Source organism: Pseudomonas poae (genome assembly GCF_001439785.1).
Taxonomy (GTDB): domain Bacteria; phylum Pseudomonadota; class Gammaproteobacteria; order Pseudomonadales; family Pseudomonadaceae; genus Aquipseudomonas; species Aquipseudomonas poae.
Genome location: NZ_JYLI01000001.1, coordinates 1 through 24,838, shown reverse-complemented (window position 1 = coordinate 24,838; position 24,838 = coordinate 1). Strand labels below are relative to the sequence as shown.

Annotated in this window: 14 protein-coding genes; 5 read left to right on the top strand and 9 right to left on the bottom strand. The window is 59.7% G+C overall.

Annotated elements, in window-relative coordinates; genetic code table 11:
- Nucleotides 1–4: 4 nt before the first annotated feature.
- The 4 genes from TU75_RS00070 to TU75_RS00055 are packed head-to-tail and all read right to left on the bottom strand — an operon-like array spanning nt 5 to nt 4,778.
- Complete coding sequence (locus tag TU75_RS00070) at nt 5–1,132, bottom strand: acyl-CoA dehydrogenase (RefSeq protein WP_003230700.1); 1,128 nt, start codon at nt 1,130–1,132, stop codon at nt 5–7.
- A gap of 12 nt (nt 1,133–1,144) precedes the next feature.
- Nucleotides 1,145–2,329, bottom strand: coding sequence for an acetyl-CoA C-acyltransferase (locus tag TU75_RS00065; protein ID WP_060547815.1), 1,185 nt, complete (start codon nt 2,327–2,329; stop codon nt 1,145–1,147).
- 9 nt (nt 2,330–2,338) lie between these two features.
- The gene (locus TU75_RS00060) at nt 2,339–3,106 is read right to left on the bottom strand and encodes an SDR family NAD(P)-dependent oxidoreductase (protein WP_060547813.1); all 768 of its coding nucleotides are present in this window, start codon (nt 3,104–3,106) and stop codon (nt 2,339–2,341) included.
- A 22-nt stretch (nt 3,107–3,128) separates the two neighbouring features.
- A complete protein-coding gene (locus TU75_RS00055) occupies nt 3,129–4,778 on the bottom strand; it encodes an AMP-binding protein (protein ID WP_060547811.1) in 1,650 nt (549 codons plus the stop codon).
- A gap of 208 nt (nt 4,779–4,986) precedes the next feature.
- On the opposite strand from TU75_RS00055, the gene TU75_RS00050 reads away from it, so the two are divergent.
- From TU75_RS00050 to TU75_RS00035, 4 genes are all read left to right on the top strand, one after another.
- Complete coding sequence (locus tag TU75_RS00050; protein WP_060547809.1) at nt 4,987–6,045, top strand: HEAT repeat domain-containing protein; 1,059 nt, start codon at nt 4,987–4,989, stop codon at nt 6,043–6,045.
- A gap of 375 nt (nt 6,046–6,420) precedes the next feature.
- Nucleotides 6,421–7,923, top strand: a complete 1,503-nt coding sequence (locus TU75_RS00045) for an ATPase domain-containing protein (protein WP_003230706.1) — start codon at nt 6,421–6,423, stop codon at nt 7,921–7,923.
- A complete protein-coding gene (locus tag TU75_RS00040) occupies nt 7,920–9,599 on the top strand; it encodes an ATP-binding protein (RefSeq protein ID WP_060547807.1) in 1,680 nt (559 codons plus the stop codon). The genes TU75_RS00045 and TU75_RS00040 overlap by 4 nt, the downstream gene beginning before the upstream one ends.
- Before the next feature lie 151 nt (nt 9,600–9,750).
- Entirely contained in the window at nt 9,751–14,622 is a 4,872-nt protein-coding gene (locus tag TU75_RS00035; RefSeq protein WP_060547805.1) for a hypothetical protein, read from the top strand.
- A gap of 46 nt (nt 14,623–14,668) precedes the next feature.
- Here TU75_RS00035 and TU75_RS00030 read toward each other — a convergent pair whose 3' ends face one another.
- The 5 genes from TU75_RS00030 to TU75_RS00010 form a co-directional block, all read right to left on the bottom strand.
- Entirely contained in the window at nt 14,669–15,046 is a 378-nt protein-coding gene (locus TU75_RS00030; RefSeq protein ID WP_003230710.1) for a response regulator, read from the bottom strand.
- A gap of 78 nt (nt 15,047–15,124) precedes the next feature.
- Nucleotides 15,125–16,318 (bottom strand): hybrid sensor histidine kinase/response regulator, encoded by a 1,194-nt coding sequence (locus TU75_RS00025; RefSeq protein WP_060547803.1) that lies wholly within the window; start codon nt 16,316–16,318, stop codon nt 15,125–15,127.
- The gene (locus tag TU75_RS00020; RefSeq protein WP_060547801.1) at nt 16,312–16,911 is read right to left on the bottom strand and encodes a chemotaxis protein CheB; all 600 of its coding nucleotides are present in this window, start codon (nt 16,909–16,911) and stop codon (nt 16,312–16,314) included. The genes TU75_RS00025 and TU75_RS00020 overlap by 7 nt, the downstream gene beginning before the upstream one ends.
- Entirely contained in the window at nt 16,908–17,738 is an 831-nt protein-coding gene (locus tag TU75_RS00015) for a CheR family methyltransferase (protein ID WP_003230715.1), read from the bottom strand. The genes TU75_RS00020 and TU75_RS00015 overlap by 4 nt, the downstream gene beginning before the upstream one ends.
- Entirely contained in the window at nt 17,739–21,233 is a 3,495-nt protein-coding gene (locus tag TU75_RS00010; RefSeq protein WP_060547799.1) for a response regulator, read from the bottom strand.
- A 210-nt stretch (nt 21,234–21,443) separates the two neighbouring features.
- Here TU75_RS00010 and TU75_RS00005 point away from each other — a divergent pair, with 210 nt between their 5' ends.
- On the top strand, nt 21,444–24,713 hold the full coding sequence (locus TU75_RS00005) for a hypothetical protein (RefSeq protein ID WP_169794335.1): 3,270 nt from the start codon (nt 21,444–21,446) through the stop codon (nt 24,711–24,713).
- The last annotated feature ends 125 nt before the right edge of the window (nt 24,714–24,838 follow it).

The window sequence follows — 24,838 nt, the reverse complement described above, 5'->3', positions numbered from 1 at the left end:
CTCCTTAGAGAGTGCGTGAGATGACCATGCGTTGAATATCGCTGGTGCCTTCGTAAATCTGGCAGACCCGCACATCGCGGTAAATCCGCTCCAGGGGAAAGTCGCTCAGGTAACCGTAACCGCCCAGGGTTTGCAAGGCGCACGAGCAGACCTTTTCGGCCATTTCCGAGGCAAACAGCTTGGCCATGGAGGCTTCCACAAGCGCTGGCTTGCCGCTGTCGCGCAGGGCTGCCGCGTAATGCACCATCTGCCGCGCCACCGCTATTTGCGTAGCCATGTCGGCCAGGCGGAACGCCACGGCCTGGTGCTCGATTAACGTCTTGCCGAAGCTTTCGCGCTCACGGGCATAATCGCGCGCGGCTTCGAACGCCGCACGGGCCATGCCCACCGCCTGCGAGGCGATGCCCACGCGGCCGCCTTCAAGGTTGGCCAGGGCGATCCGGTAACCTTCGCCCTCCTCGCCCAGGCGATTGGCCACCGGCACCCTCAGGTCTTCAAACAGGATCTGACAAGTGTCGGAGGCATGCTGGCCGAGCTTGTCTTCGATCCTGGCCACGCTGTATCCAGGCGAATCCGTCGGCACGATAAACGCACTGATACCACGCTTGCCCGCTGCGGGGTCGGTGACCGCGAACACAATCACCACCCCAGCGTTTTTTCCCGAGGTGATGAATTGTTTGCAGCCGTTGAGCACATAGTGGTCACCGTCACGGCGCGCGCGGGTTTTCAGGCTGCTGGCGTCAGAGCCCGCCTGGGGCTCGGTGAGGGCGAAAGCGCCGAGCATGGCGCCACTGGCCAGGGGCGTGAGGAACTGCGCTTTCTGTTGCTCGTTGCCGAACGTAAGGATCGGCACGCAGCCCACCGAGTTGTGCACGCTCATGATGGTCGAGCAGGCGCCATCGCCGGCGGCGATTTCCTCCAGAGCCATGGCATAAGCGAGATAGCCGGTGTCGCAGCCGCCCCACTGTTCCGGCACCAGCATGCCGAAAAAACCCAGCTCGGCCATTTCGCCAATGGCCTCTTTGGGGAAACGGTGGTCGCGGTCCCACTCGGCAGCGAACGGCTTGAGCCGCTCCTGGGCAAATTGCCGGGCAGCGTCGCTGATTTGCAGTTGTTCATCATTGGGCAGCATGGTGCTCATTCCTTAATACAGGCATTCGACGGCCATGGCCGTGGCTTCACCGCCGCCGATGCAAATGGCGGCCACGCCGCGCTTGAGGCCTTGCTGACGCAGCGCCGAAAGCAACGTCACCAGGATCCGCGCGCCCGAGGCGCCAATCGGATGGCCGAGGGCACAGGCGCCGCCGTGGATATTCACTTTGCGGTGGGGAATCTGCAGCTTGCTCATGGTGACCAGGCTGACCACGGCGAACGCTTCGTTGATCTCGAACAGGTCGACTTCGTCGAGGTTCCAGCCGGTCTTGCTCATCAGCTTACGAATGGCCCCTACCGGCGCCACCGGAAACAGCCCCGGTTCATCGGCGAACGCAGCGTGGCCCTGGATGACCGCCAAAGGCTTGAGCCCGCGCTTGTCAGCGTCGGATTGACGCATCAGCAGCAAGGCCGCCGCGCCGTCGGAAATCGAGCTGGAGTTGGCTGCCGTCACCGTGCCGCCTTCGCGGAACGCCGGTTTCAGGCTGGCAATCTTGTCCAGGCGTGCCTTGGGCGGCTGCTCGTCATGCAGGATGGTTTTCTGCTCCTTGCCCACGGTGACCTGCACCGGAACGATCTCGGCGGCAAAGTTGCCATGGCTGATCGCTTCCTGCGCGCGGCTCAGGGAGGCAATGGCAAATGCGTCCTGGGCTTCGCGGGTAAAGCCGTTATGCAGGGCGCAGTCTTCGGCGAACGTGCCCATCAGTCGGCCCTTGTCGTAAGCGTCTTCCAGGCCGTCAAGGAACATATGATCAAGCACCTTGCCATGGCCCATGCGGTAGCCGCTGCGGGCGCGGTCGAGCAGGTACGGTGCGTTGGACATGCTTTCCATGCCACCGGCAATCACCACCTCGGCGCTGCCGGCCATCAACGCATCGTAGGCCAGGATCGCCGCCTGCATGCCCGAACCGCAAATCTTGTTCAGGGTGGTGCAGCGGGTGCCTTTGTCCAGGCCGGCGCCCAGCGCGGCCTGACGTGCCGGCGCCTGGCCAAGCCCCGCCGGCAGCACGCAGCCGAACAGCACTTCATCGACGCTGTCTGCGGCGATCCCGGCCCGCTCCAGCGCGCCCCGAATCGCGGCGGCGCCCAATTGCGGCGCGGTCAGGCCCTTGAGGTCACCCTGAAACCCGCCCATGGGCGTGCGCGCGGCGCTGACAATAACAATCGGATCGTTCATGAGACCTCCTTAGCGGGCTGCCATGCGCAAAGCGCCGTCCAGACGGATCACCTCGCCATTGAGCATGCTGTTTTCAATGATGTGCCGCACCAGCGCGGCGTACTCGGCAGGTTTGCCCAGGCGTGGCGGAAACGGCACGCCGGCGGCCAGGGCATCACGCACCTCGGGGGTCATGCCGGCCATCATCGGTGTTTCGAAGATGCCGGGGGCGATGGTCATCACGCGGATACCAAAGCGCGCCAATTCACGGGCGGCCGGCAGTGTGAGGCTGGCAATGGCGCCCTTGGACGCGGCATACGCGGCCTGGCCGATCTGCCCATCGAAGGCGGCGGCCGAGGCGGTATTGATGATCACGCCGCGCTCGCCGTCGGCATTGGCCTCGGTCTCGGCAATCGCCGCGGCCGCCAGGCGCATCAGGTTGAAGCTGCCGATCAGGTTGACGTTGACCACCTGGGCAAAGCTCGCCAGGCCATGGGGCCCGTCCTTGCCAAGGATTTTCTCGCCGCGCACCACGCCAGCACAGTTGACCAGCCCATGCAGGCCGCCAAACGCGTCGACCGCCGCCTGCACGGCCGCCTGGGCGGCAGCTTCCTGGCTGATATCGGCCACGGCGCTGCGTGCACGCACGCCAAGCTGTTCGGCCTTGGCGGCGACGGCTTCGGCGTTCATGTCCACCAGCATCACGTTGGCACCCGCCGCGACCAGCATCTCGGCCGTGGCCGCGCCTAGGCCCGAGGCACCGCCGCTGACCAGAAACACCTTGTTTTCAATCTGCATCATGGTTTCCTTGAAAAGTGGATCACGCCACGGCCGCCTGGGCCTTGGCGATCTCCTGATTACGCAGGATAAAACGTTGCAACTTGCCGCTTGGGGTCTTGGGCAAGTCGCTGACAAATTCGATTTCCCGTGGGTACGCATGGGCCGCCAGGCGCTTGCGCACATGCAGGCGCAGTTCCTCGGCCAGCTCAGGGGTGGCGCGGTACTGCTCGTTGATCACCACAAAGGCCTTTACCAACTCGGTGCGCTCCGGGCACGGCTTGCCGACCACGGCCGCTTCGACCACGGCCGGGTGCTCCACCAGCGCGCTTTCCACATCGAACGGGCCGACGCGGTAGCCGGACGTGGTGATCACATCATCACTGCGCCCGACAAAACTGATGCTACCGTCCGGGTTCAGCTCCACGGTGTCGCCACTCAGGTAGTACTTGCCGACAAACGCCCGGGTGTCGACGCCGTCGTAACCGGCGAACCAGCACATCGGCGATTGCTCGCGGTCGATGGACAGGATGCCCGGCTGGCCGGCCGGTAATTCCTCGCAGTCTGCACCCAGCACCACGATACGGTGACCCGGTGATGCAAAGCCGGCTGAGCCCACATGCACCGGATGCGCCAGGCCATGGTGGTTGCACAGCACCATACCTAGCTCGGTCTGGCCGTAATGATCGTGAATGGTCACGCCCAGGTTGTCGGCGAACCAGCGGATCACTTCCGGGTTCAGCGGCTCGCCGGCGCTGCTGACGATGCGCAGCCGGCCCTTGATCGACTCGGCGAATTGCTTACCGCCGGCTATCAGTAAACGGTAAGCCGTGGGCGAACCGGTAAGGTTGGTGATGCCGTACTTGTTGATCACCCGGCAGGTGCTTTCCAGGGTGAACGGGCCATCGTAGAAGGTGATAGGGTGCCCCATGGACAACGGCCCGGTCACCCCGAAATAGATGCCGTAGGCCCAGCCCGGGTCGGCGACGTTCCAGAATGCGTCTTCGGGACGCAGGTCCACCGCGTCGCGGGTGTAGCTCTGGAACGCGACGATGGCCTTGAGCGGCACCGACAGCGCCTTGGCCGGGCCGGTAGTGCCCGAGGTGAACATCAACAGGAACGGCTCGTGCGCGCCCAGCATCACCGGCTCACAGTAATTGGCGTGGTTGGGCAGCTCAGCCCAGAAACTGAAGTCACCGCGTACCAGGCCTTCGCCCTTGGGGCCGGTGACCGTGACGATAATCGGGCAGCCGTCAACTTCAGCGAGTTTGGGCCGGTTGACCGCGTCGGTGACCACCAGCGCCGCGCCGGAACTGTTCAAGCGATGCTCGATCGCCTTGGGCCCGAAGGCGGTGAATAACGGCTGATAGACCGCGCCGATCCGCCAAGTGGCGAGTACCACCACCAGCAGTTCGGCGGTGCGAGGCAGCAGGCCCGCGACCTTGTCGCCGCGCCTTACGCCCTGGGCCAGGAGGAAATTGGCGAAGCGTGCGGCCTGGTCCTGCAGGTCACTGAACGTCACCGTGGCGCTGCGCCCGTCCCTGCCCTCCCAGAACAGCGCGATGCGCCCCGGCAGCGCGTGGCGGTCACAGCACTCCACGCAGGCGTTGAGGGCCTGCAGGTTGCCGGCCAGCGCCGCGTCAACGGTACGTGGGTAATCGAACTGGCTCATCGCAGACAGGTAGTCACGCATCGCTTCAAATCCCTCTGTGTTTTTATTTTCAGGGCGTAAACAGCTGAAATAGTGGCGCCAGGGCGCCATGGCGGCAATGGTCAAAGCCTTCAAGATAGTTGACTGGTTTGGCCATTGCGCGCAGGAGCGGACGCGGGTTTGACACCTGCCGTGGTCTGGTCGAAGCTGACGGCTTTGTAACAGTCGCTCACGTTTTCTGGACGCCCGCATGTCAAAGTCACGCCGTTACTCCATCATCGGCCTGTGCGCCCTGCTGTTTATTGTAGTGATCACCTGGTATTTCTCGCGCGCCACCCCGACAGCGGTGCCACCCGCCATTGCCCATGGATATGCCAAGGCGCTGAGGCAGGCGCACAACGGCGAACCGGGTGCGGCGCGAGTGCTGTATCAGCAACTGGGCCGCCCGGACCTGTCGCCGGAACGCCGCGCCGCGCTGCATGCCGAGCTGCCCAACTACCCCAGCCCCCAGGCATTGAAATTGGCCGATAAAGACCTGCTTGACGACTCGCCAGTGGTACGCGAAGCGGCCATTCACAGCATTGTCGGCCTGGTGCCCACCGGCCAGCGCACCTTGCTGCTCGGGCCGGCGCTGGACGATCCGGAGCAGGAGGTTCGTTTTGCCGCAGCCAATGCCTTGCTCGGCCTGTCGCCGGACACGCTGGGCCTGTACTTCGGCCCGTTGCAACAAGTGCTCGATGAGTTCGTGAAAAAGCTGAAGGCCGAGCCCGAAACAGCCGAGGGCTGGATTCAACTGGCGCGCCTCTACATTCACAGTGCCCTGCTGCAGGATGCGCAGAATGCGCTGGAGCAGGCAATACGCCTGCAACCGGATAACCTGCAAGCCGTGGTCGCGCAGATTGAACTGCTGGACAAACAGGGCAAGACCGACGAGTCGCGCCAATTGCTGGGGAGGCAACTGGCGGCGCACCCGGAATCAGCCTACTTGCAGCATGCGCTCGGCATGTGGCTGCTGCATCACGGCGAACGGCCTTATGCACTGCTCGGCCTGTCCAGGGCGATCGAACTGGAGCCGGACAATCAGGATTATCGCTACGACCTCGCCACCACCCTGCACGCCCAGGACGAACTGGAAGCGGCCCAGCGCCAGTTGGAAGAAATCATCCAGCGCCACCCCGCCAACCGCAAGGCGCGTGTACTGCTGGTCAACTACTGGAAGGAGAGCGGGCAGCTGCAGAACGTGCAGGTATTGCTCGCACAGCTTGAGCAACAGAACCCCGACGACCCCGCGTTGCAGCAAGGCCTTTAGAAATCCTCGCGGCCAACGGACCTGTTATGTCGAGCGGGCTTGTTGTGGCGAGCAGGCTTGTCCTGCGTTGGGGTGCGAAGCAGCCCCAAAACCAGACGCTGAGCCGTATCAGGCACACCGCGTTTTGCTGGATTAGGGGCGCTTCGCACCCCACGCGGGGCAAGCCCGCTCGCCACAGTAAAACCTGCTTTCCGGCGTTAGACCTGCTTCACACAGCAAACCCAATTTCCACAGTAAGCCCACTCAACAGCAACCGAGAGTCGCCCACGGCACATAATCGCAAGTTCGCGGAACGGCTACAGGCCGCTACGGTCAAGAGATTATGGCGTGCCAAGCGGGCACGCCCTCTACTTGTACGTGACCTGAGGGCACTTCTTGTCTACATCCAACGAGCTGTTCAGTGAAAAGGCGGCCATCGGCATTGAAGGTCTCGATGACATTCTTTGCGGTGGGCTATCGCGCAGCCACCTGTTCCTGCTGGAAGGCGAACCTGGCACCGGCAAAACCACTGTGGCGCTGCACTTTCTCCAGGCAGGCGCCAGAGAAGGTGAACGATCGCTGTACATCACCCTGTCGGAAACCGAGCGTGAACTGCGCCAGGGTGCCAAGTCCCACGGCTGGGACCTGGATGACAATATTCATATCTTCGAGCTCACCCCGCCCGAAAGCCTGCTCAACGCTGATCACCAGCAGAGCCTGCTGTACTCCTCCGACCTGGAACTGGGCGAAGCCACCCGACAGATCTTTGAAGTGGTCGAGCGCATCAAGCCGAGCCGCGTAGTGATCGACTCGCTGTCGGAAATCCGCCTGCTGGCACAGAGCTCGTTGCGCTACCGCCGGCAGATCCTGGCGATCAAGCATTACTTCGTGCGTTACGACGCCACGGTGTTGCTGCTGGACGACCTCACCACCGAATCCCTGGATAAAACCGTGCACAGCGTAGCCCACGGCGTGATTCGCCTTGAGGAGCTGACGCCCAGCTATGGCGCCGAGCGGCGCCGCGTGCGCGTGGTGAAGTACCGTGGCCAAAAGTACCGTGGCGGCTTTCACGACTTCACCATCATGGAGGACGGCATCCACGTGTTCCCACGCCTGGTGGCGGCCGAGCACCGTGGCGGTTATGTGCGACAGACGCTGAGCAGTGGCATTCCTGAACTGGATGCGTTGATGGGCGGCGGTGTCGAAACCGGTTCCAGCAGCCTGATTCTTGGCCCGGCCGGTACCGGCAAATCCCTGATCTCGATGGTCTTCGCCGCCGCCGCAGTGGCCCGTGGCGAAAAAGCCGCGCTGTTCATCTTCGATGAAGAGTTGGGCCTGTTGTTTGAACGCATGAAAAACATGGGCATCGACCTGGCCGCCCTGCGGGACACCGGCAACCTGCTGATCGAGCAAGTGGATGCCGCCGAACTGTCCCCTGGCGAGTTCTCGCACCGGGTGCGCCGCTGCGTCGACGAGCGCGGCATCAAGACGGTGGTGATCGACAGCATCAACGGCTACCAGGCCGCGATGCCGGAAGAGAACGCGCTGATCCTGCATATGCATGAGCTGCTGCTGTACCTCAACCGCCGTGGCGCCGCGACGTTCATGACAGTCGCCCAGCACGGGCTGGTGGGCGATATGCAAACGCCCGTGGACATCACCTATCTGGCGGATACCGTCATTTTGTTGCGCTACTTCGAGGCGCTGGGCAAGGTTCGCCGGGCGATTTCGATCATCAAGAAACGCACCGGCTCCCATGAATCATCGATTCGCGAATACCGCATCAGTGCTCGCGGGTTGACCGTGGGTGAACCCCTCGACAACTTCCAGGGCGTATTGCGCGGTATCCCCACTTACATGGGCGCGGGCTCTCCCCTGCTCAAGGAAGAGGGCCAGTGAACAGTCTTTTACCTGTCTCCGAGCGCGCAATCATCCTCGCCCCCGTGGGCCGCGACAGTTCACTGGCGTTGATGATGCTCAACGAAGCCGGCTACAGCGGCATCGTTGCCGCCAACCTGAGCGCGCTGTGCGAGGCGCTCGAGCAAGGCGCCGGCCTGCTGGTGATCGCTGCGGAAGCCCTGCGCGGTGTCGACCTTGAACCGCTGCTCGAGTACCTGCATCGGCAGCCCGCGTGGTCGGACCTGCCGATCGTATTGATGACCCACCACGGCGGCACCGAGCAAAATGGTTCGTCACACCTGAGTGGGCTGTTGGGCAACGTGACCTTTCTGGAGCGGCCATTTCATCCGGTCACGCTGATCAGCCTGGTGAGCGCCGCCCTGCGCGGCCGCCGCCGCCAATACGACGCGCGCGATCGCTTGATTGACTTGAGCGAAAGCGAGCAGCGCCTGCGAAGCACCCTGGAAACCCTCGAACAGCAGGTCGAAGAGCGCACCGCGCAACTGCGCAGCAATGAAGAAGCCTTGCGCCAGTCGCAGAAAATGGAAGCGGTCGGCCAGTTGACCGGCGGCATAGCCCACGACTTCAACAACATGCTGACCGGCATCATCGGCAGCCTGGAATTGCTGCGAAGGCGTATTGCACGGGGCAAGCTCGACGACCTCGATGGCCTGATCGACCTGGGAGTGACCTCGGCCAACCGCGCCGCCGGTTTGACCCACCGTTTGCTCGCCTTCTCCCGTCGTCAGTCGCTGGACCCCAAGCCTGTGGAAATCAACCAACTGGTGAACTCCATGGGCGAGCTGCTACAACGCAGCATCAACGAAAGTATTGCCCTCGACATGCGCCTCACCGGCCCGCTCTGGACCGCCGAAGCCGACCCCAATCAACTGGAAAGCGCCCTGCTCAACCTCGTGCTCAACGCGCGCGATGCGATGCCCGGGGGTGGCCGCCTGACGGTCGAGACCTCTAACCGTCATCTGGACAGCGTGTTTACCGCCGCCTACGGCACCTTGCAGCCCGGCGATTACGTTGAATTGAGTGTCAGCGATACCGGCTGCGGCATCCCCGACAGCGTGATAGGCCGAGTGTTTGACCCTTTCTTCACGACCAAGCCGATCGGCCAGGGCACCGGCCTTGGCCTGTCGATGATCTATGGCTTTGCCCGCCAGTCCCGCGGCCATGTGACCATCCACAGTGAAGTGGGCAATGGCACCACCGTCAGCCTGTTCCTGCCCCGTTTTGCTGGCGAGATCGCTGCGCAGGAGGCCAGCAACCCGACATTGCTGCCCTACGCCAATGCTGGCGAGACAGTGTTGATTGTCGAGGACGACCCCGCCGTGCGCGTGCTGGTCAGCGCGGTGCTCAAGGAGTTGGGCTATGGATTCGTCGAGGCCGTGGACGCTGTTACGGCGGTGCCGATCATCGAGTCCGAACAACGCATTGACCTGATGATCAGCGACGTCGGCCTGCCGGGCATGAACGGACGCCAATTGGCGGAGATCGGCCGGCAAATCCGGCCCGGTTTGAAGGTTTTGTTCATCACCGGGTATGCCGAGCATGCGGCGGTGCGGGGTGGATTTCTCGATCCCGGCATGCAGTTGATCACCAAGCCGTTTACGTTCGACCTGTTGACGGCGAAGGTGCGGGAGATGATTCAGACAGAGTCTGCCTGAGAACACCCAATGGCCTATCCGCCAATAAGCGGTAACAACATCACGCGTCGATAATGGAATCCCAGTCGCTGAACCGGTACGAAGAGTTGAAGCCCGAAGTCTGTTTTTTTACTCCCGGGCGGCATCACTACTCTTTTGAGAGCCGGACTTAATGACGATCACAGCTATCTCGCAGCACCCTCACGCCGCCACGCTTGAAAACGAAGAACCATTGGCTGCCGCCAAGCCTGCGCCCATGGTGTCTGCCCTACACGATACTCAGGCCACCCCCTCCCGCGACTTATCTCGCGCCAACGGCGACAGTCAATTGGCGCAAGCCTACGCTAAAGCGCTGCAAGGCTTTACAGGCGCCCCCACGGAGGATTCTTCCGTCACGATTGAAGTGCACCCTGATTCGACATTTGGTCAATGGTGGGCACAGTTGTACCGTGCTGCTGAAACAGGTGACTTCGTGAGCTGGTGCGACAAGGCTGGAGTACGCGCCCAGCCTATCCGGATCAACCCGAAAACAGGAGAGCTTGTTTACCGGAAACGGTCGGACGGGGCCTGGAAGATCGTCGGCAGCGAGGACAGTGGCTGGTCTGCCGTGAGAGGGCCCTTGATCAATGCGGCCAATGTGTTGTCCAGCCAGAGCCGGCTGATTGAGCTCCCGCCACTGGAACACCCCAACCGCGCGCCGGCATGGCTGGTGGGTCGTTTCTACCACGAGAAGCCACTCGCCACTGCGTCGCAAATCCGGCAACGCGCTGCGCAACTCCTGCAAGATAAAGCGTTTAACCAGGAAACTTCCTCACGGTTGCCGCAGATTATCGAGGAGCGCAGCGAAGATGCATTGGAAAAACAAAGAATGGTACTGGGGGACATCGGCAACCGACACAACGCCTTGGCAGCCCTCACGCGCCTTGGTCAACGGCTGACAGAGGGTAATATTCGGGACTCTGAAATATCCGATTACCTGCGTGAGACCCGTATCCTGATCAATGCCAGCTCTTCTTATCAGCGTGACAGGACGTTGCCGGAAGAAGGACGCGTCAGTGTTCTGGAATATTTACAGTACCTCGGCCTGGACGTGCCTGATACCGCCGAGATTGTGCACGAGCTCAGGGCGTTCCTCGGTACCCCACCGCCGCAGTCGCCCCTTCATGGCAACTATGGCGGTGCAATGTCATGGCCCCGTCCGCTGGATGAGCACACCCGACAACAGCTGGCCGCGGCCTTGCTCCATGGCAATGTCGGCAACCTTAACCTGCGCACGCACCGCAGTGTGCTGGCTGCGCTGGTGCAAGGCGTCACCATCACCCCTTTGGAACTGCGCAACCCGCGTCAATTGCTTGATCGGCTCATAGGGTCACCAAGAGGCCAGGCCTTGGGTGAAGCCATACGCGCCAAGTTTGAACGCCTGTCGGTGGCCGGGATTGCCAACGATTGGTTGATGACTGCGCTGAACATGGAATATGTCACGAAGATCACGCGAACTTACAGTGTGAATGACGACGAACACCACGACGGCAATTTCAATCTGAATGACCCCGCACTGAGCGGTAAGTCATTTGCCGATGTGGTTGATAGCGTGGCAGAGCACTTATATAAAATCGGCGCAGTTCCCTCCCCTGAGCTGAGCAGACTCACGGCCTATCTTAGACTGTCGGCACAAGCGCCGGAATTGCTGGTTAAAGAGGTCCCGGCTGCCGTCACCTATGGCTCCATGGCGCATGTCAGACTTGCCGTGAAGGTGGCCTGCATTGAAGCGCACACACCTGGGCGCACTGCGAACATGACTTACAGCGAAGTGATGGTCGATAGCCCTGCCGTGAACGCCGCGCACCAAAACATGGAGCAGGCGGTTCACCTGGATAAAGTCAAGGATTGGGCAATTACAAACGGGATCGCGACCCGTATTGATTCAGCGGATGACATGAAGACGGTAACCGACGCCTACAACGAGCAAGTGGCGCAGTTAAGCGCGGCCTCGCAGGCTCAGCGTGCACCTGTTCCGCCTTCTCGCAAGAAAATGGCGCTCATCGAACTACGCAAGATACTGGGCAATACCATCGACCTGGAATTTAAATGCATAGAACTCAATCATGAGGACGCCCATCGAGCAGGCCCCTATTCGCTACTCGATATGTATATTGAAAATAATCTTCACACCCCTCCCCACAATGTGCATTTCAATCTGAATGAGCGCAAAGTTTCAGAAAGCAAGGGCTGGCGTATCTACCCCTTTCAGGACGCCAAGGATGCTGGCAAGGTCAACTTTACGCTCGACGAGGTGCTGAACAAGGTCAAGCGCTTGCCTGAGATCAATCAACTCTATACCGAGCGGTTCACGGCGTATGGTAAGGAGATTGAAAAAAGTGTGGAAACGCAAGTTAGACACATGCTCGCTGAGTTACCGCTGGAGGATAGAAAGTTTATTGAATCAGGCCAGCTTTCTATATTTAAGGAGATGCAAACCTTTATCAAAGCCGGAGGAGGTCCAGGCAGCTACGAGCAAAAGCCCGTATCGGAAAACACTTTTCTGGTGAAAGTGAAAAACGGTGCCAGTGCACGTACATATGAATTCAATCTCAAGCAGGCAACAGTTAAACAGCGTACCGACCTGGGTGACTTCAATGCGGGTCGTCAGGACGGTACTCGATACGGGTTTGCGCCTGGAACGCAAAAAAAGGTCGGCGTTGGTGAACCCCTGCATGATTTCATGGAGCCCGTCGCACTTTCCCGTCCAGAGCATCAGATACAACGGGTTTCGGGCGGGCCGTTGAACAGCTTTACGAGTGCGCAGACATCAGTCATCGCCACCACACTGGCCAACGCCACCAGCGACTGGAAAAGCCAGGAAATCGCTGGGATCGAAGACACGACGTTCGACCGTGAAAGGCGTTCCCACGAAGCGACCAGGCAATTTTTTCTAAATCTGATCCCGTTCAGATCTGCGATCGTCAATTTTCAGAATGGCGATCTGGGCTCATGTATTCTCGACCTGACGCTCGACGTGTTCGGGTTTCTGACATGCGGGGTCAGTACGGGTGCAAAAGTCTCGAAAGTGCTCGCCAGTGCCGCTACCCGTGCAACCAAAGGGGTGCGCATCGCCCAAACTCTGGGAGTCGGTGTGCTCAGCTCGCTGAACCCGTTGGATGGGCTGCCAGACGCACTTCAGAGCGCTGGACGAGGCGTCGTGCGCGCCGGTAAACGCGTTTTCGCAGAAGCGGCCAATGATATCGGCTACCTGCGGGGGACACATCGCTACGACCTGGTGGCTGCGCGCAAACAATTCGATAGCGCCTCAATAGGCACCTATACAATCGGTAACGCCGTTACTCAGACGCCTGCGGTCTATCAAAAGAACGGCTGGTATGCCTACGACCCCGCTTCAGGTCAGCACTACGGTCCTGCGCTGAAGGATTTCTTGCCCTCCGTCCGATTCGATAATGAGCAGTTTGGAAAATGGGCAACAGCGCAGGATCCAGCCAAAAAGATCGATGATGCCATTGTCAATAATTGGAAAAATGTTGTGGCCACACACCGTAATGGCGCGCAGAAGGCAGCATTTGAACGAGGTTATAACGCAGGGCAATCATATCGTTTCAAAGGCTTGTCCCCCTCAAGCAAAATTGAGGACTTGATGAAGCTCGCCGCCAATCAAACGCTGTCGGCCGAACAAGTGGGTGTCCTCGTCAGGCGATACGATGATTTGGCTTATACGTTTGGCCTGAAGGGTGCACAACGATTCATCCATATCATCGAGCCTCGCTACGGTAGCGTAATGCCCATGCCACAAGTGGTTTACTTCAGCCAGACGGCGCAACTGTCTGACGGGCAATGCGCTGCGCTATCGCGAGTGATGGCAACTGCCATTGAACACGGCAAGGAAAAGCAACTTATTCAAAACATGTTCACGGCGGCTGCGTTTCCAAAAGACCCTGCGTCCAGACGCTTCATAGAGGGGCTGCGTAAACTGCAAACCCAGGTAGGTGGACAAAGCTCGTTCCATGCCGCAAAGCCGGTGCGCCAGCTAAGTCCTTCGAACATGGTCAAGGAGCTGGACGACTCCACGGTTTCACAATCAATCATGATTGACTCGCCAGGCCATGCGATGGCGGCCGGCGTCACAATAGACGCCGGCAACAAACGCTTCTGGTTCTATGACCCCAATTACGGTCACGCCACATTTGCAAGTGCGGCGGACATGAAGGATGGGCTGATCAAGCTGTTTAACGATAAAAAACTGGAGGTGAAGTACAAAACGCACAGTACTGATCCCAACGTCCTGGAGTTCAAGGTTTTCGACCATGATGACGCGTGGCAGCAAAGAAACAGTGTGTTCAGTAAAGATGTGAAGGCCTTGTACGAGCAGCCCCTTGTGCCAACACCTGTAACGCCGATACCAGCATTACCTGTCCAGGCGGATGTGCCACAGCGTATCCCGTATCTCCCGCCCCCTGTCACCGTGGTCAAACGTCCGATAAAAATCAGAGCAACAGCAACACCCGATGAAGTTCAAGCCATCGTTAACAAAAACCAGACCATCAAGGATGTAGGGGGCATCAAGAAAACAGTCTATTCAGGACTGGTATTCCGTGGCGATACGCGACCGCCTTTGGCGAACATTCCGGGCGCTTCGCAAGGCGTGTTCGACACCGGTTTCACATTGCGTACGCCGATCAACGATATACGTGAGGTCAACGGAACGCGGGGGGCATTTGGCGGGGGGCATGATGCTTTAGACCCTGATGGCAAAGGAATCTCAACCTCCGCTTTTTATAACAGGGGTAATGCCGGGGCCTATTTTTACGGGGGCCACAAGGGGGGCCATACTTACCTGGTGGACGGCCGCGACATGGAGGGTTTCCATTTGTACGCCAACCGGCATGCCATAGAGCATCCGGGTGATAAACGCGTGAATCTACTGCCCTGGGAAATAAACTACGGTACCGACATTCCCGGCCACCGAATCATTGGCGCATTCGATTCGGCGGGTACGTTTATTCCGAATCCGAACTACGCCTCCACCTCAAAATGACTGACTGACCGACGCCTAAGTTCAAGCCCGCTGTGAAACAGTGGGCTCACGCCAACAACCGCTGGATATGCGCCTGCAGCGTATCCAGATCGAACGGCTTGGCCAGAATTGGCGCATTGCGCGTGATGGGGCTATCGCAGTCGAGGATTTCCTGCGGGTAACCGCTGATAAAAATAACCTTCAGTTCAGGCCGCACTTTAAGCGCCGGCTCGGCGATCTGCACCCCGGAGATACCGCCGGGCAGGCGGTAGTCGGTGACCATCAGGTCCAGGTGCGGCTTGGTGGCCAGAATCTCAAACGCCTCTTTTCCGTTGACGGCCTTCAATACCCGATACCCCAGGCCTGCCAGGTATTCACCCAGCACAAACATAATGGATTCGTCGTCCTCGACGATCAGTACGACGTCTTGTGCATCTTCACTCATGGGAAGCCTATGTCCGGTCAATTGCTGCAATTACGACCATGGGGTCTGGCAGAGGTTGCGTTGGGCTGACGATTGATTTCATTGCGCTTGCGCAAGGGGCAGGCACACCCGAAACAAGGCGCCCTCGCCTATCCGGCTCTCGACCTCGATGGTGCCGCCATGGGCCGCGACGATCTGCTCGGAAATGAATAATCCAAGGCCCAGCCCAGCGGCTGCATGGCTGGCAGACACGCGCTCGAACTGCTGGAAAATGCGCTTCTGGTTCTCTTCACTGATACCAATGCCGTGGTCGCGCACTTCCACGCGCGCCTCGCCATGTTCGGCATACACACGCACGTGCACCGGGCTCTTGGCGCCGTAGCGCAACGCGTTGGTCAGCAGGTTGGTGACCACCTGCTCAATGCGAAACTCGTCCCAGCTGCCGGCCACGGGCCCCTCGACCACCAGGTGTATCGATGACTCGGCGGCAGTGACCTGTGGTGCAAAATTGTCCACCAGGTTGCTCACCAGGTGCGCCAGGTCAAAATGCGCCGGGCGAATCGACAGTTTGCCGGTACGAATACGCGACACGTCGAGCATGTCTTCGATCAGACGGATCAGGCTGCGGATCTGCCGCTCGTCGCGGTCGACCATCGCGTGCATCTTGTCGAGTGTGAACGCCGCCGCGTTGTCCCGAGCCAGGTGCATCTTGCGCAACTGGGTTTCCAGGATCAGGCCGTTGAGGGGGGTACGCACTTCATGGGCAACGATCGACATGAAGTCATCGCGCATGCGCACCGCCTGCTCAAGCTCGGCCTGGGTGGCCTGCAGGCGCGTCAGCAGCAGTTCCTGCTCGCGACGGCTGCGCTCCAGGGCTTCGACCTGCAGCTTCATGGCCTTGCTCTGGCGGTAAAGATCGACGAACACATTGACCTTGCTCTTGACCGCATGGATGTCGAGCGGTTTGTGCAGGAAGTCGACGGCGCCGCTTTCGTAGCCCTTGAACGCATAGTTCAGCTCGCGACCGGCGGCACTGACGAACACAATCGGGATGTTCTTGGTTTTTTCGGTGCCGCGCATCAATTCGGCCAGCTCGAAGCCGTTCATGCCCGGCATCTGCACATCGAGGATCGCCATGGCGAACTCGTGTTCGAGCAACAGTGACAAGGCCTCGTCGGCGCTCAATGCCTTGTAGACCTGGCGATCCTCGCGCTTGATCAGCGCTTCGAGGGCCAGCAGGTTTTCCGGCAGATCGTCGACGATCAGCAGTTTGGCCTGGACGGTACTTAACATGGGAAAGATTCCAGGGAAGCCAGCAATGAGCCGATCCGGCCCAGTGTCAGAATATGATCAGGTGTGTGCAGGGCCAGGGCCGCCAGCGGCATCACGGCGATGCGTGCTTCAGTGGGGTCCTGCACGACCGTGGTGCCGCCCGATTGCTTGACATGTGCCAGCCCGCGCGCGCCGTCCTGATTGGCGCCGGTGAGCAGGATCGCCAACAGGCCGGTGCCGTACGCATCGGCAGCCGATGAAAACAGGTAATCGATGGCTGGCCGTGAATGATGCACGCGGTCTTCCTGGCTCAGGGACAGGCTGCGGTCCTGCTCCACCGAGAGGTGGTAACCGGGCCCTGCGAAATAGAGGGTGCCGGCCTCGATCAGCTCTTTATCCCGCGCTTCTTTTACCGGGATGCGCAGGCGCCGCGCGAACACGTCGGCCAACTGGCTGCGGCGCTCGTCCGGCAGGTGCAGCACGGCAACGATCGGCAGGCCGAAGTCGGTGGGCAACTCGCCAAATATGCTCAGCAACGCCTCGACACCGCCGGCGGACGCGCCGACGACGATGGCTTCAATCCCGCGAATCGGGTTGGCTGCGGCGTCGTTCATGATTTGCGGTAGATCCGTTCCTGTTTGACCAATGGCTCGAACTGTTTGCTGTAGGCGGAAAAATCCAGGGTTTCCTTGCTGCCCAGCACCAGAAAGCCGCGATGACACAGCGACTCATGGAACAGACCGAATGCACGATCCTGCAATTTTTTATTGAAATAAATCAACACGTTACGACACGAAATTAATTGAGTTTCGGAGAATACACTATCGGTCGCCAAACTGTGATCGGCAAAGGTCACATTCTCGCGCAGCGTCTTGTCGAAGATCGCGTAATCGTAGGCTGCCGTGTAGTAATCGGCAAATGAGCGCTGGCCTCCGGCCTGTTGATAGTTGGCGGTGTAGGCCCGCACGTTTTCCAGGGAGAAGATGCCCTGCTTGGCCTTGTCCAGCGACGCTGGATTGATATCCGTGGCGTAGATGATCGTGCGTTCCAGCAAGCCTTCCTCGCGCAGCAGGATCGCCATGGAGTACACCTCCTCCCCCGTGCTGCAGCCGGCGATCCAGATCTTGATCGACGGGTAGGTCTTGAGCAGCGGCACCACTTCCTCGCGAATCGCGAGAAAGTGCGACGGGTCGCGAAACATCTCGCTCACCGGGATCGTCAGAAATTGCAGCAGTTGCATGAACGCCGACGGATCGTGCAGCACCCGCTCCTGCAGCGCCGAGATGGTCGCGCAATCGAACTGGCGCAACGCATGGGCCACACGGCGCTTGACCGACGCGCCCGAGTAATCGCGAAAGTCGTAGCTGTACTTGAGGTAAATCGCCTCAATCAACAGGCGCAGCTCGATGTCGCTGCTTTTGTCCAAGAAACTGCGCTCCACTTAAATGCGTTCCATCTTCGGCAGCCAGACGCGAATCAACGAGAACAGACGGTCCAGGTCAATCGGTTTGGCCAGGTAATCGTTGGAGCCTGCCGCAAGGCAACGCTCCTGATCGTCTTTCATGGCCTTGGCTGTAACCGCGATGATCGGCAACTTCTTCCAGCGCGGGTCCTGGCGGATCAACGCAGTGGCCTCGTAACCGTCCATCTCCGGCATCATCACGTCCATCAGCACCAGGTCGATGTCTTCCACCTCGTCAAGCCTTTCGATGGCCTCGCGGCCGTTTCGCCCGATCACCACCACGGCGCCCTTGTGCTCCAGCGCACTGGTGAGGGCGAAAATATTGCGTACATCGTCGTCCACCAGCAGGATCTTGCGGCCCTCGAACACCTTGTCGCGGCTTCGCGCAGTCTTGAGCATGGTCTGGCGCTCATGGGACAGCTGGGATTCAACTTTGTGCAGAAAGAGTGTGACCTCGTCCAGCAAGCGCTCCGGCGAGCGTGCGCCCTTGATGATGATCGAGCGCGAATACTTGCGCAGCTCGGCTTCTTCATCGCGGGTCAGGTTGCGCCCCGTGTAGACGATCACCGGCGGGAACGAGCAGATATCTTCGGTGGCCATGCGCTTGAGCAGCTCGTTGCCGAGCATATCCGGCAGTTTGAGGTCGATGATCATGCAGTCATAGACATGGTCGCGCAGCAGGTCGAGGGCTTGCTGGGCAAAGCCCACGGCGGTGATCTCGATATCATCGTCGCCGATCAGGCGGGCAATGCTGTCCCGTTGCAGGTCATCGTCCTCCACCAGCAGCACGCGCTTGACCTTCTGCGTCAGCTTGGCCTCCAGGCGCGCGAACACGTCCTTGAGCTCTTCGCGTGTGGTGGGTTTGACCGCATAACCGATGGCGCCCATGTGCATCGCCGCTTCGACGCGGTCTTCCACGGAGATCACATGCACCGGGATGTGGCGCGTGCCGGCGTTTTCCTTGAGGCGCTGCAACACGGTCAGCCCGGAATGGTCTGGCAGGCGCATGTCGAGCAGGATGGCATCGGGAATCAATGATTCGGCCAGGCTGTAGCCTTCGTCCGCGCCATGAGCCACCAGGCAGTGATAGCCCAGTTCATGGGCCAGGTCGAAGAGGATACGTGCAAAGTTGGGCTCGTCTTCCACCACGAGGATGCAGCGCGTGGTGAACGGCGCCTTGTCGCGGTCGTCGGCAAAGCGCGGGATCTGGCTGGCGTCGGCCACCGGCAGCGGCGAAACCTTGATCGGCGCGGGTGCGGGAACCACCGCCTGGCGCGGCTGCTCGACTGTCGGGGCGTCGGCTTCGCGTTCTACATAGTGCTCAGGCAATACCAGGGTGAACACGCTGCCCTTGCCCGGCTCGCTGGTCACACTGATATAGCCGCCGAGCAAGGCTGCCAGATCACGGGAAATCGACAGGCCCAGCCCGGTGCCGCCGTAACGGCGGTTGGTGGTGCCGTCGGCCTGGCGGAAGGCTTCGAAGATGCTTTCCTGCTGGTCCGGCGCAATGCCGATACCCGAATCGCGCACGGTAAAGGCAATGCCCGCGTCCTGCGCGCGGGACACCGACAGGCTGACCTCGCCCTGTTCGGTGAACTTGATGGCGTTGGACAGCAGGTTCTTGAGAATTTGCTCCAGGCGCTGGCGGTCGGTAAACAGCATGGCCGGCGCACCGGGCTGTACATCCACCTGAAAACCGAGTTTGCGGTCAGCGGCCAGCGGCTCGAACATGCCGCGCAAACCTTCGACCAGACGCGCCACATGGGACGTTTCCGGACGCACCTCGAGCTTGCCGGCTTCGACCTTGGAAATGTCCAGAATGTCGTTGATCAGGTTCAGCAGGTCGTTGCCGGCCGAGTAGATCGACTCGGCGAACTTGACCTGTTCGGCACTGAGGTTTTCCTGAGGGTTCTCGGCCAGCAGCTTGGCCAGGATCAGCGAGCTGTTGAGCGGCGTGCGCAGCTCATGGGACATGTTGGCGAGGAATTCTGACTTGTATTTGCTCGAGCGCTGCAACTCATCGGCGCGCTCCTCCAGCTGCAACTGGGCCTGGTTGAGCTCGACGTTCTTGCGGTCCATGGCGTCGCGCTGTTCGGACAGGGTCTGGGTCTGCTCCGCCAACTGCTCATTGGTCTGCTCCAGCTCCGCCTGCTGGGTTTCCAGGTGGGCCTGGGATTCCTTGAGGATGCGTGACTGTTCTTCCAGCTCTTCGTTGGCGGTCTTGAGTTCTTCCTGCTGCACTTGCAACTCTTCGTTGAGTTGCTGGGTCTCGGCCAGCACCTCTTGCAGGCGCTGGCGGTAACGCGCGGCCTCGATGGAGGTGCCAATGTTGCCGGCGATCAGCTCCAGCAGCTCAACGTCACGTTCATCCACCGGGCGCAGGAAGCCCAGTTCGATCACGCCGTTGACACGGTCTTCGTCATTGGTCGGCACCACCAGCACGCTGCGCGTCGAGCCCTCGCCCAGACCGGAACTGACCTTGAAGTAATCCACCGGTACATCGTCCAGGCGAATCAGGCGATCAAGCTGGGCAGCCTGCCCAACGATGCCTTCGTCGCTGTAGATCGACTGCTCCTGCTGTTCTTGCTCGCGCGAGAAACCATAGGTGGCCACGCGCTTGAGACCGCCATGCTCCTGGCGCACATACAGCGCGGCTACCGCCGAGCCCATGTATTGGGCAAAGAACTGCAGAATATTGCGGCCCAGCATGTTCAGGGTCAGTTGGCCAAGGACCTGCTCGGCCAGTTCGGTCTGGCCGTTACGCAGCCAGGCTTGTTGCTCAAGACGTCGTGCAATCTTCTGTTGTGACGCGAGGTTTGCGCTGTAGCTATCTGATAACGCTACCAAATTTCTTCGGCCAATATAGGCAAGAAAACCGCTCAGCCCCAATACGAATGCCAGGTAGAGCACAACGCTGACAATGGTGGTACGGGTGACGTCCTTGTTGCGTGCAATACGAAACTGCTGCTCCATCGCTACCGCATCTGCGTATTCCTGGCGAATCGCGTCGGTGAGGCCCTTGCCCCTGCCGGCCTTGACCGCCGAGCGGTAATCACCGCTGTTGCGCTGCAGGTCAATCATCGACTGGGCGTACTTGTTCCACTCACCCTGCATCGCTTCCAGACGCTTGAGGCGGTCCACCTGCTGCGGGTTATCCGCCACCAGTTCCTGCAAATTGCGCAGATCGCCAATGATGCGCGGCTTGGCCACTTCGTAGGGATCGAGAAAATGCTCGTCGCCGGTGATCAGAAAACCGCGCAGGCCGGTCTCCAGGTCCACCGTGAGTTTCGACGACTCGTTGAGGTTGTTGATCACCCGATCGGTGTGTTCAACCCATTGGATCACCGACAACAGATAGGTGATCAGGCAGACGAAAAACACCGCGCTGAGTACGCCGACGCTCAGGGGCAGTGCGACATTTCGGCTCAACAGGTTACGGAAGCTCTTTTCATCGACGGATGACGCAGGAGTCATGGGCATGCCTTGGCCAAATACGGAAAAACCGGGAGTTTGCCCGAATACCGGGTGCCGAGGCTATGTTTGTGCGCTTATTTGACGCAAGCGTACGGGCTCGACGCTTAGCCGGTGGAACTGGATTGCACTGACCCGGCACTCAGGACTACGCCTCAGGAACAGGGAAGGTCCAACAGTCAGGCGCCTTTCCTACATACCAAGGTATTCCAAATGAGCATCACCAGCGTAGCGCATCGACCGATGAACCTTGTCACCGAAGCCCCTGAAGCGGGTGCAAAAAAGGCTGGCGCGGTAACAGTGAATCCATCCCCCCAGCACTATTCGCCCGCTGTTGCGACACCTGCAGTCAAAACCGTCCGGCAACTGCTGGCGGACCAGCAGGATATGCTCAGTCTTGCCGATAAGCTTCGCAACCTGACAACCTGGGTGGATCACAAGTTTTCCGACCAGTTGAACCGCGATGTTCTGGTGCCCTTTATAAATTCCTCCGAAACCCTGACCCACACTACTCCACCGACCCTGGCTGCCGTCATCAAGGACCTGGGTTATGAATTGCCGCAGACCCTGGACGAAGCCAAAAAGCTGGCAGACGTATTGGAGAAAAGAGCGTCGGTCCCTCCCCTGCGTGATTTCGGCGGTGGGTTGTCGTGGCCAATACCAATCTCGCAAGCTGACCAGAGTCGTATTGAGCGATTCCTGTACTCCAGCCGCACAGGGGTGTCAGGCTTGCCGCTGCCCCGCTTCTGGGCTTCGGGTGTGCTGGGGTATCTGCTGATGGGCGGTCCGGTGACACGAGGCGATTTGAAAGATCCGGTCACAGCGCTGCAGACATTGCTCGACAGCCCCAAGGCCGTAGAGCTGGGGCAAGCCTTGCAAGCGCACCTTGGCGGTGTGGCCTCGGACACCAGTATTTACGACTACGTACTGGCAGCTATCAACCTGAGACTGGATCCGGAATCTTCCCTGAACAACGTTCGCAACAAGGTAGCCGGTTTCGACTTGTTGGACTCCAGCCATTGGGGGCTCACCCCGTCGGAGGTCGTGAAAAAACTGGGCCTTCATCTAGTGAGCAAAGGGCGGGCAACACAGGACTCGGCCGAACTGGCCAGCCTTCTACTATTGGCCCCAAGCGCTCCCCAGTTTCTGGTTAAGGACATTCCCGACGGCGTCACCGTAGGCTCTGCCATGTGGACGCAATTGACCATTGCCGCCGCCAGGATCGAGGCGCGGACACCTGGTCGGGTGCAGAACATGACCTACGCCGAGGTGATCGCCCAGGCGGAGCCCATTGCGACTGACACTTACGCCAATCAAGTGGCTCAACGCGACGCCCTGAGCGATTGGGCCCAAGCCAATGGCGTGTTGAAACCATCCGAAACCGAACATTCGGCAGCCGAGATGCAACAGGCCAAGACAGCCTATAACGATCGACTTAACGCCTTGGTGAAGTCTTCGTCGTTACTGGAGACACCCGTACCCAGTCGAAAGGACATCGCGTTGGAATACTTGAAAGCTGCATTTCCTCAGGTTGATCCTGCCGTCTTTGAAATTAAGGATTTACAGATCGGCAAAGAGGGCGGAGGCCGCATTTACGCCGCGCATCTTACGCGTCGCTCGATGCTTGATGTCGTGATGGAAGGTGCAAAGCTCGATAGATTTCAACTATGGGTTAAGAAGGACCCGCGCATTCCGATCGCCTCGTTCAATGCTTACGTAAAGACCAAAAAGCATCTTGAGGTCAACAAGCTATTTGGCACGCACTATGAAACCACGATGAAATCCCTGGGTGACGGCCACCATGAACTTGTCAAACAGCTGATTGCCAAGTTGCCACTGGCCGATCGCTTGAACCTTGAATACGGCGACGTGAAGTTTTTTCACACCAATGAGTACAAAATTGCCAAGGATTTCACTTCGCCGCTGGAACTGACAGAGCGTGGGCGCAGGATGCATATAAAGACCACGCTCAACGGTAAAGTCACTATTTATGAAGTCAACACCAGCGCGGGGGTCATTGAAAAACAGGATCATCCGGCCGATAAGTTCAGTGAGCCCTACAGCCCGGAAAAAATGGATGTCAGGCGAGCCAACCTGATCACTCGAAGGTCGCTTCTGGACCCCTACAACGGCGCGCGTGACAACGAAGCCAAAGAGCAGCCTGTTAGCGCTCAAACCCCCGACAGCTATCGCTCCAAGCGCACCGACTTTATTGCCGACATGTACGTCAAAGCGCTTGCGCTGGATGGCGAGGACTTGCTCAATCACGCCAGAGGCATTACCTCCTTTGACAGAGGGCGGGCGCTGGGGAGCGTCATTGATGAATTCTTTCTCAACCTGATTCCGTTGCGATCGGCGATCAATAACTTCAGGCAAGGCAATACCTTTGAAGGGGTCAGTGATCTGGCCATGGACGCATTCGGGCTGCTTACGCTGGGTGCGGGCAAAGCTGCGCAGGCGGTAAAAGTGTTTGGCAAGGGCATGTCGGGTCTCAAAGCCGCTGGCAAGGCTACCCAAGCGGTAAAATTTCTTGGGGCGGCTGCCCTCGAGTTTCTCAATCCCATTGGCGGGGTGGGCGATATGTTGGTGGTAGGAGCCAACCTGGTGCGCAAGGGATTTGCCAAAGGAGCCGATCTGGTCACCGCGCTCAGGGGCGCAAGTGGCAATTACGACCTGCTCAAAGCGGCCAGCAAACACTACGACGCCGCAGCGGCAGGCGCCTTCAAGGTTGACGGGCAGACCGTTCAGGGCACCGCAATACTCCAGGGGCGCCAGTGGTATGCGTATGATCCTGCCAGTGGTGCGTCTTACGGTTCGCCACGCATGGACTTCAATCCCGCGGCCGTCGCCCTGGACGGTGAAATCAGGGCGTTCGGGGATGGCTGGCGATGGATGTTTGGTTCCACGTCTCCTGCCCATAACAGCACTTTTCGCAGGGACTACTCGGCGGCCATCGTCGCGGCGAAAGCCGAGGATAACGCCGCTTATATCAGGGGGCAGAACACCGCGCACCCGCAAGACATAGACGGCTACACCCCAGCGTTGAAGATCGATGACCTCAAACGCCTGGCGGTGGCCAGACGGCGCACGCCTATGCAATTGGGCAGCCTGGTCAGACGCATTGATGACCTCGAGATGCTGCCTGCCAAATTCAAAGCCAAGCGCGACATCGCCGAACTAACCGATGCGGCCGGATTCAAGCGCGGGTACGACGCGGGCAAACCCCAGGCGATCCCCGGGTTTGCGGACACGTTGAACAATAATGAGCTTGCCGAGCTTACGCTGGTGCCCGGACGCACGCCGGAGGAAATTGGCCGGTTGGTCCGGTACATGGAAAATCGCCGGTCCCTTGTCAGCCTGGAGAACTCAAGGGTTTTCAGCGATGAGGTCAAAGCCGCAGGCGGCACATTCATACCCGTTCCGCAAGGCCTCGTGCTCGGCCAGATTGCCTTGATGTCTGAAGGAGAGTGCGCGGCGATATGAGAGTGTCAGATTTTTTGTGTTCGGGCCGGTTACGGCCTGCCGTCAGGCAGGCCCTATCTTTACCAGGTCGGCCTGATAAATCGATCTCCGTACAGAATCGCAAATTGATTCATTGCGTTCTTCCA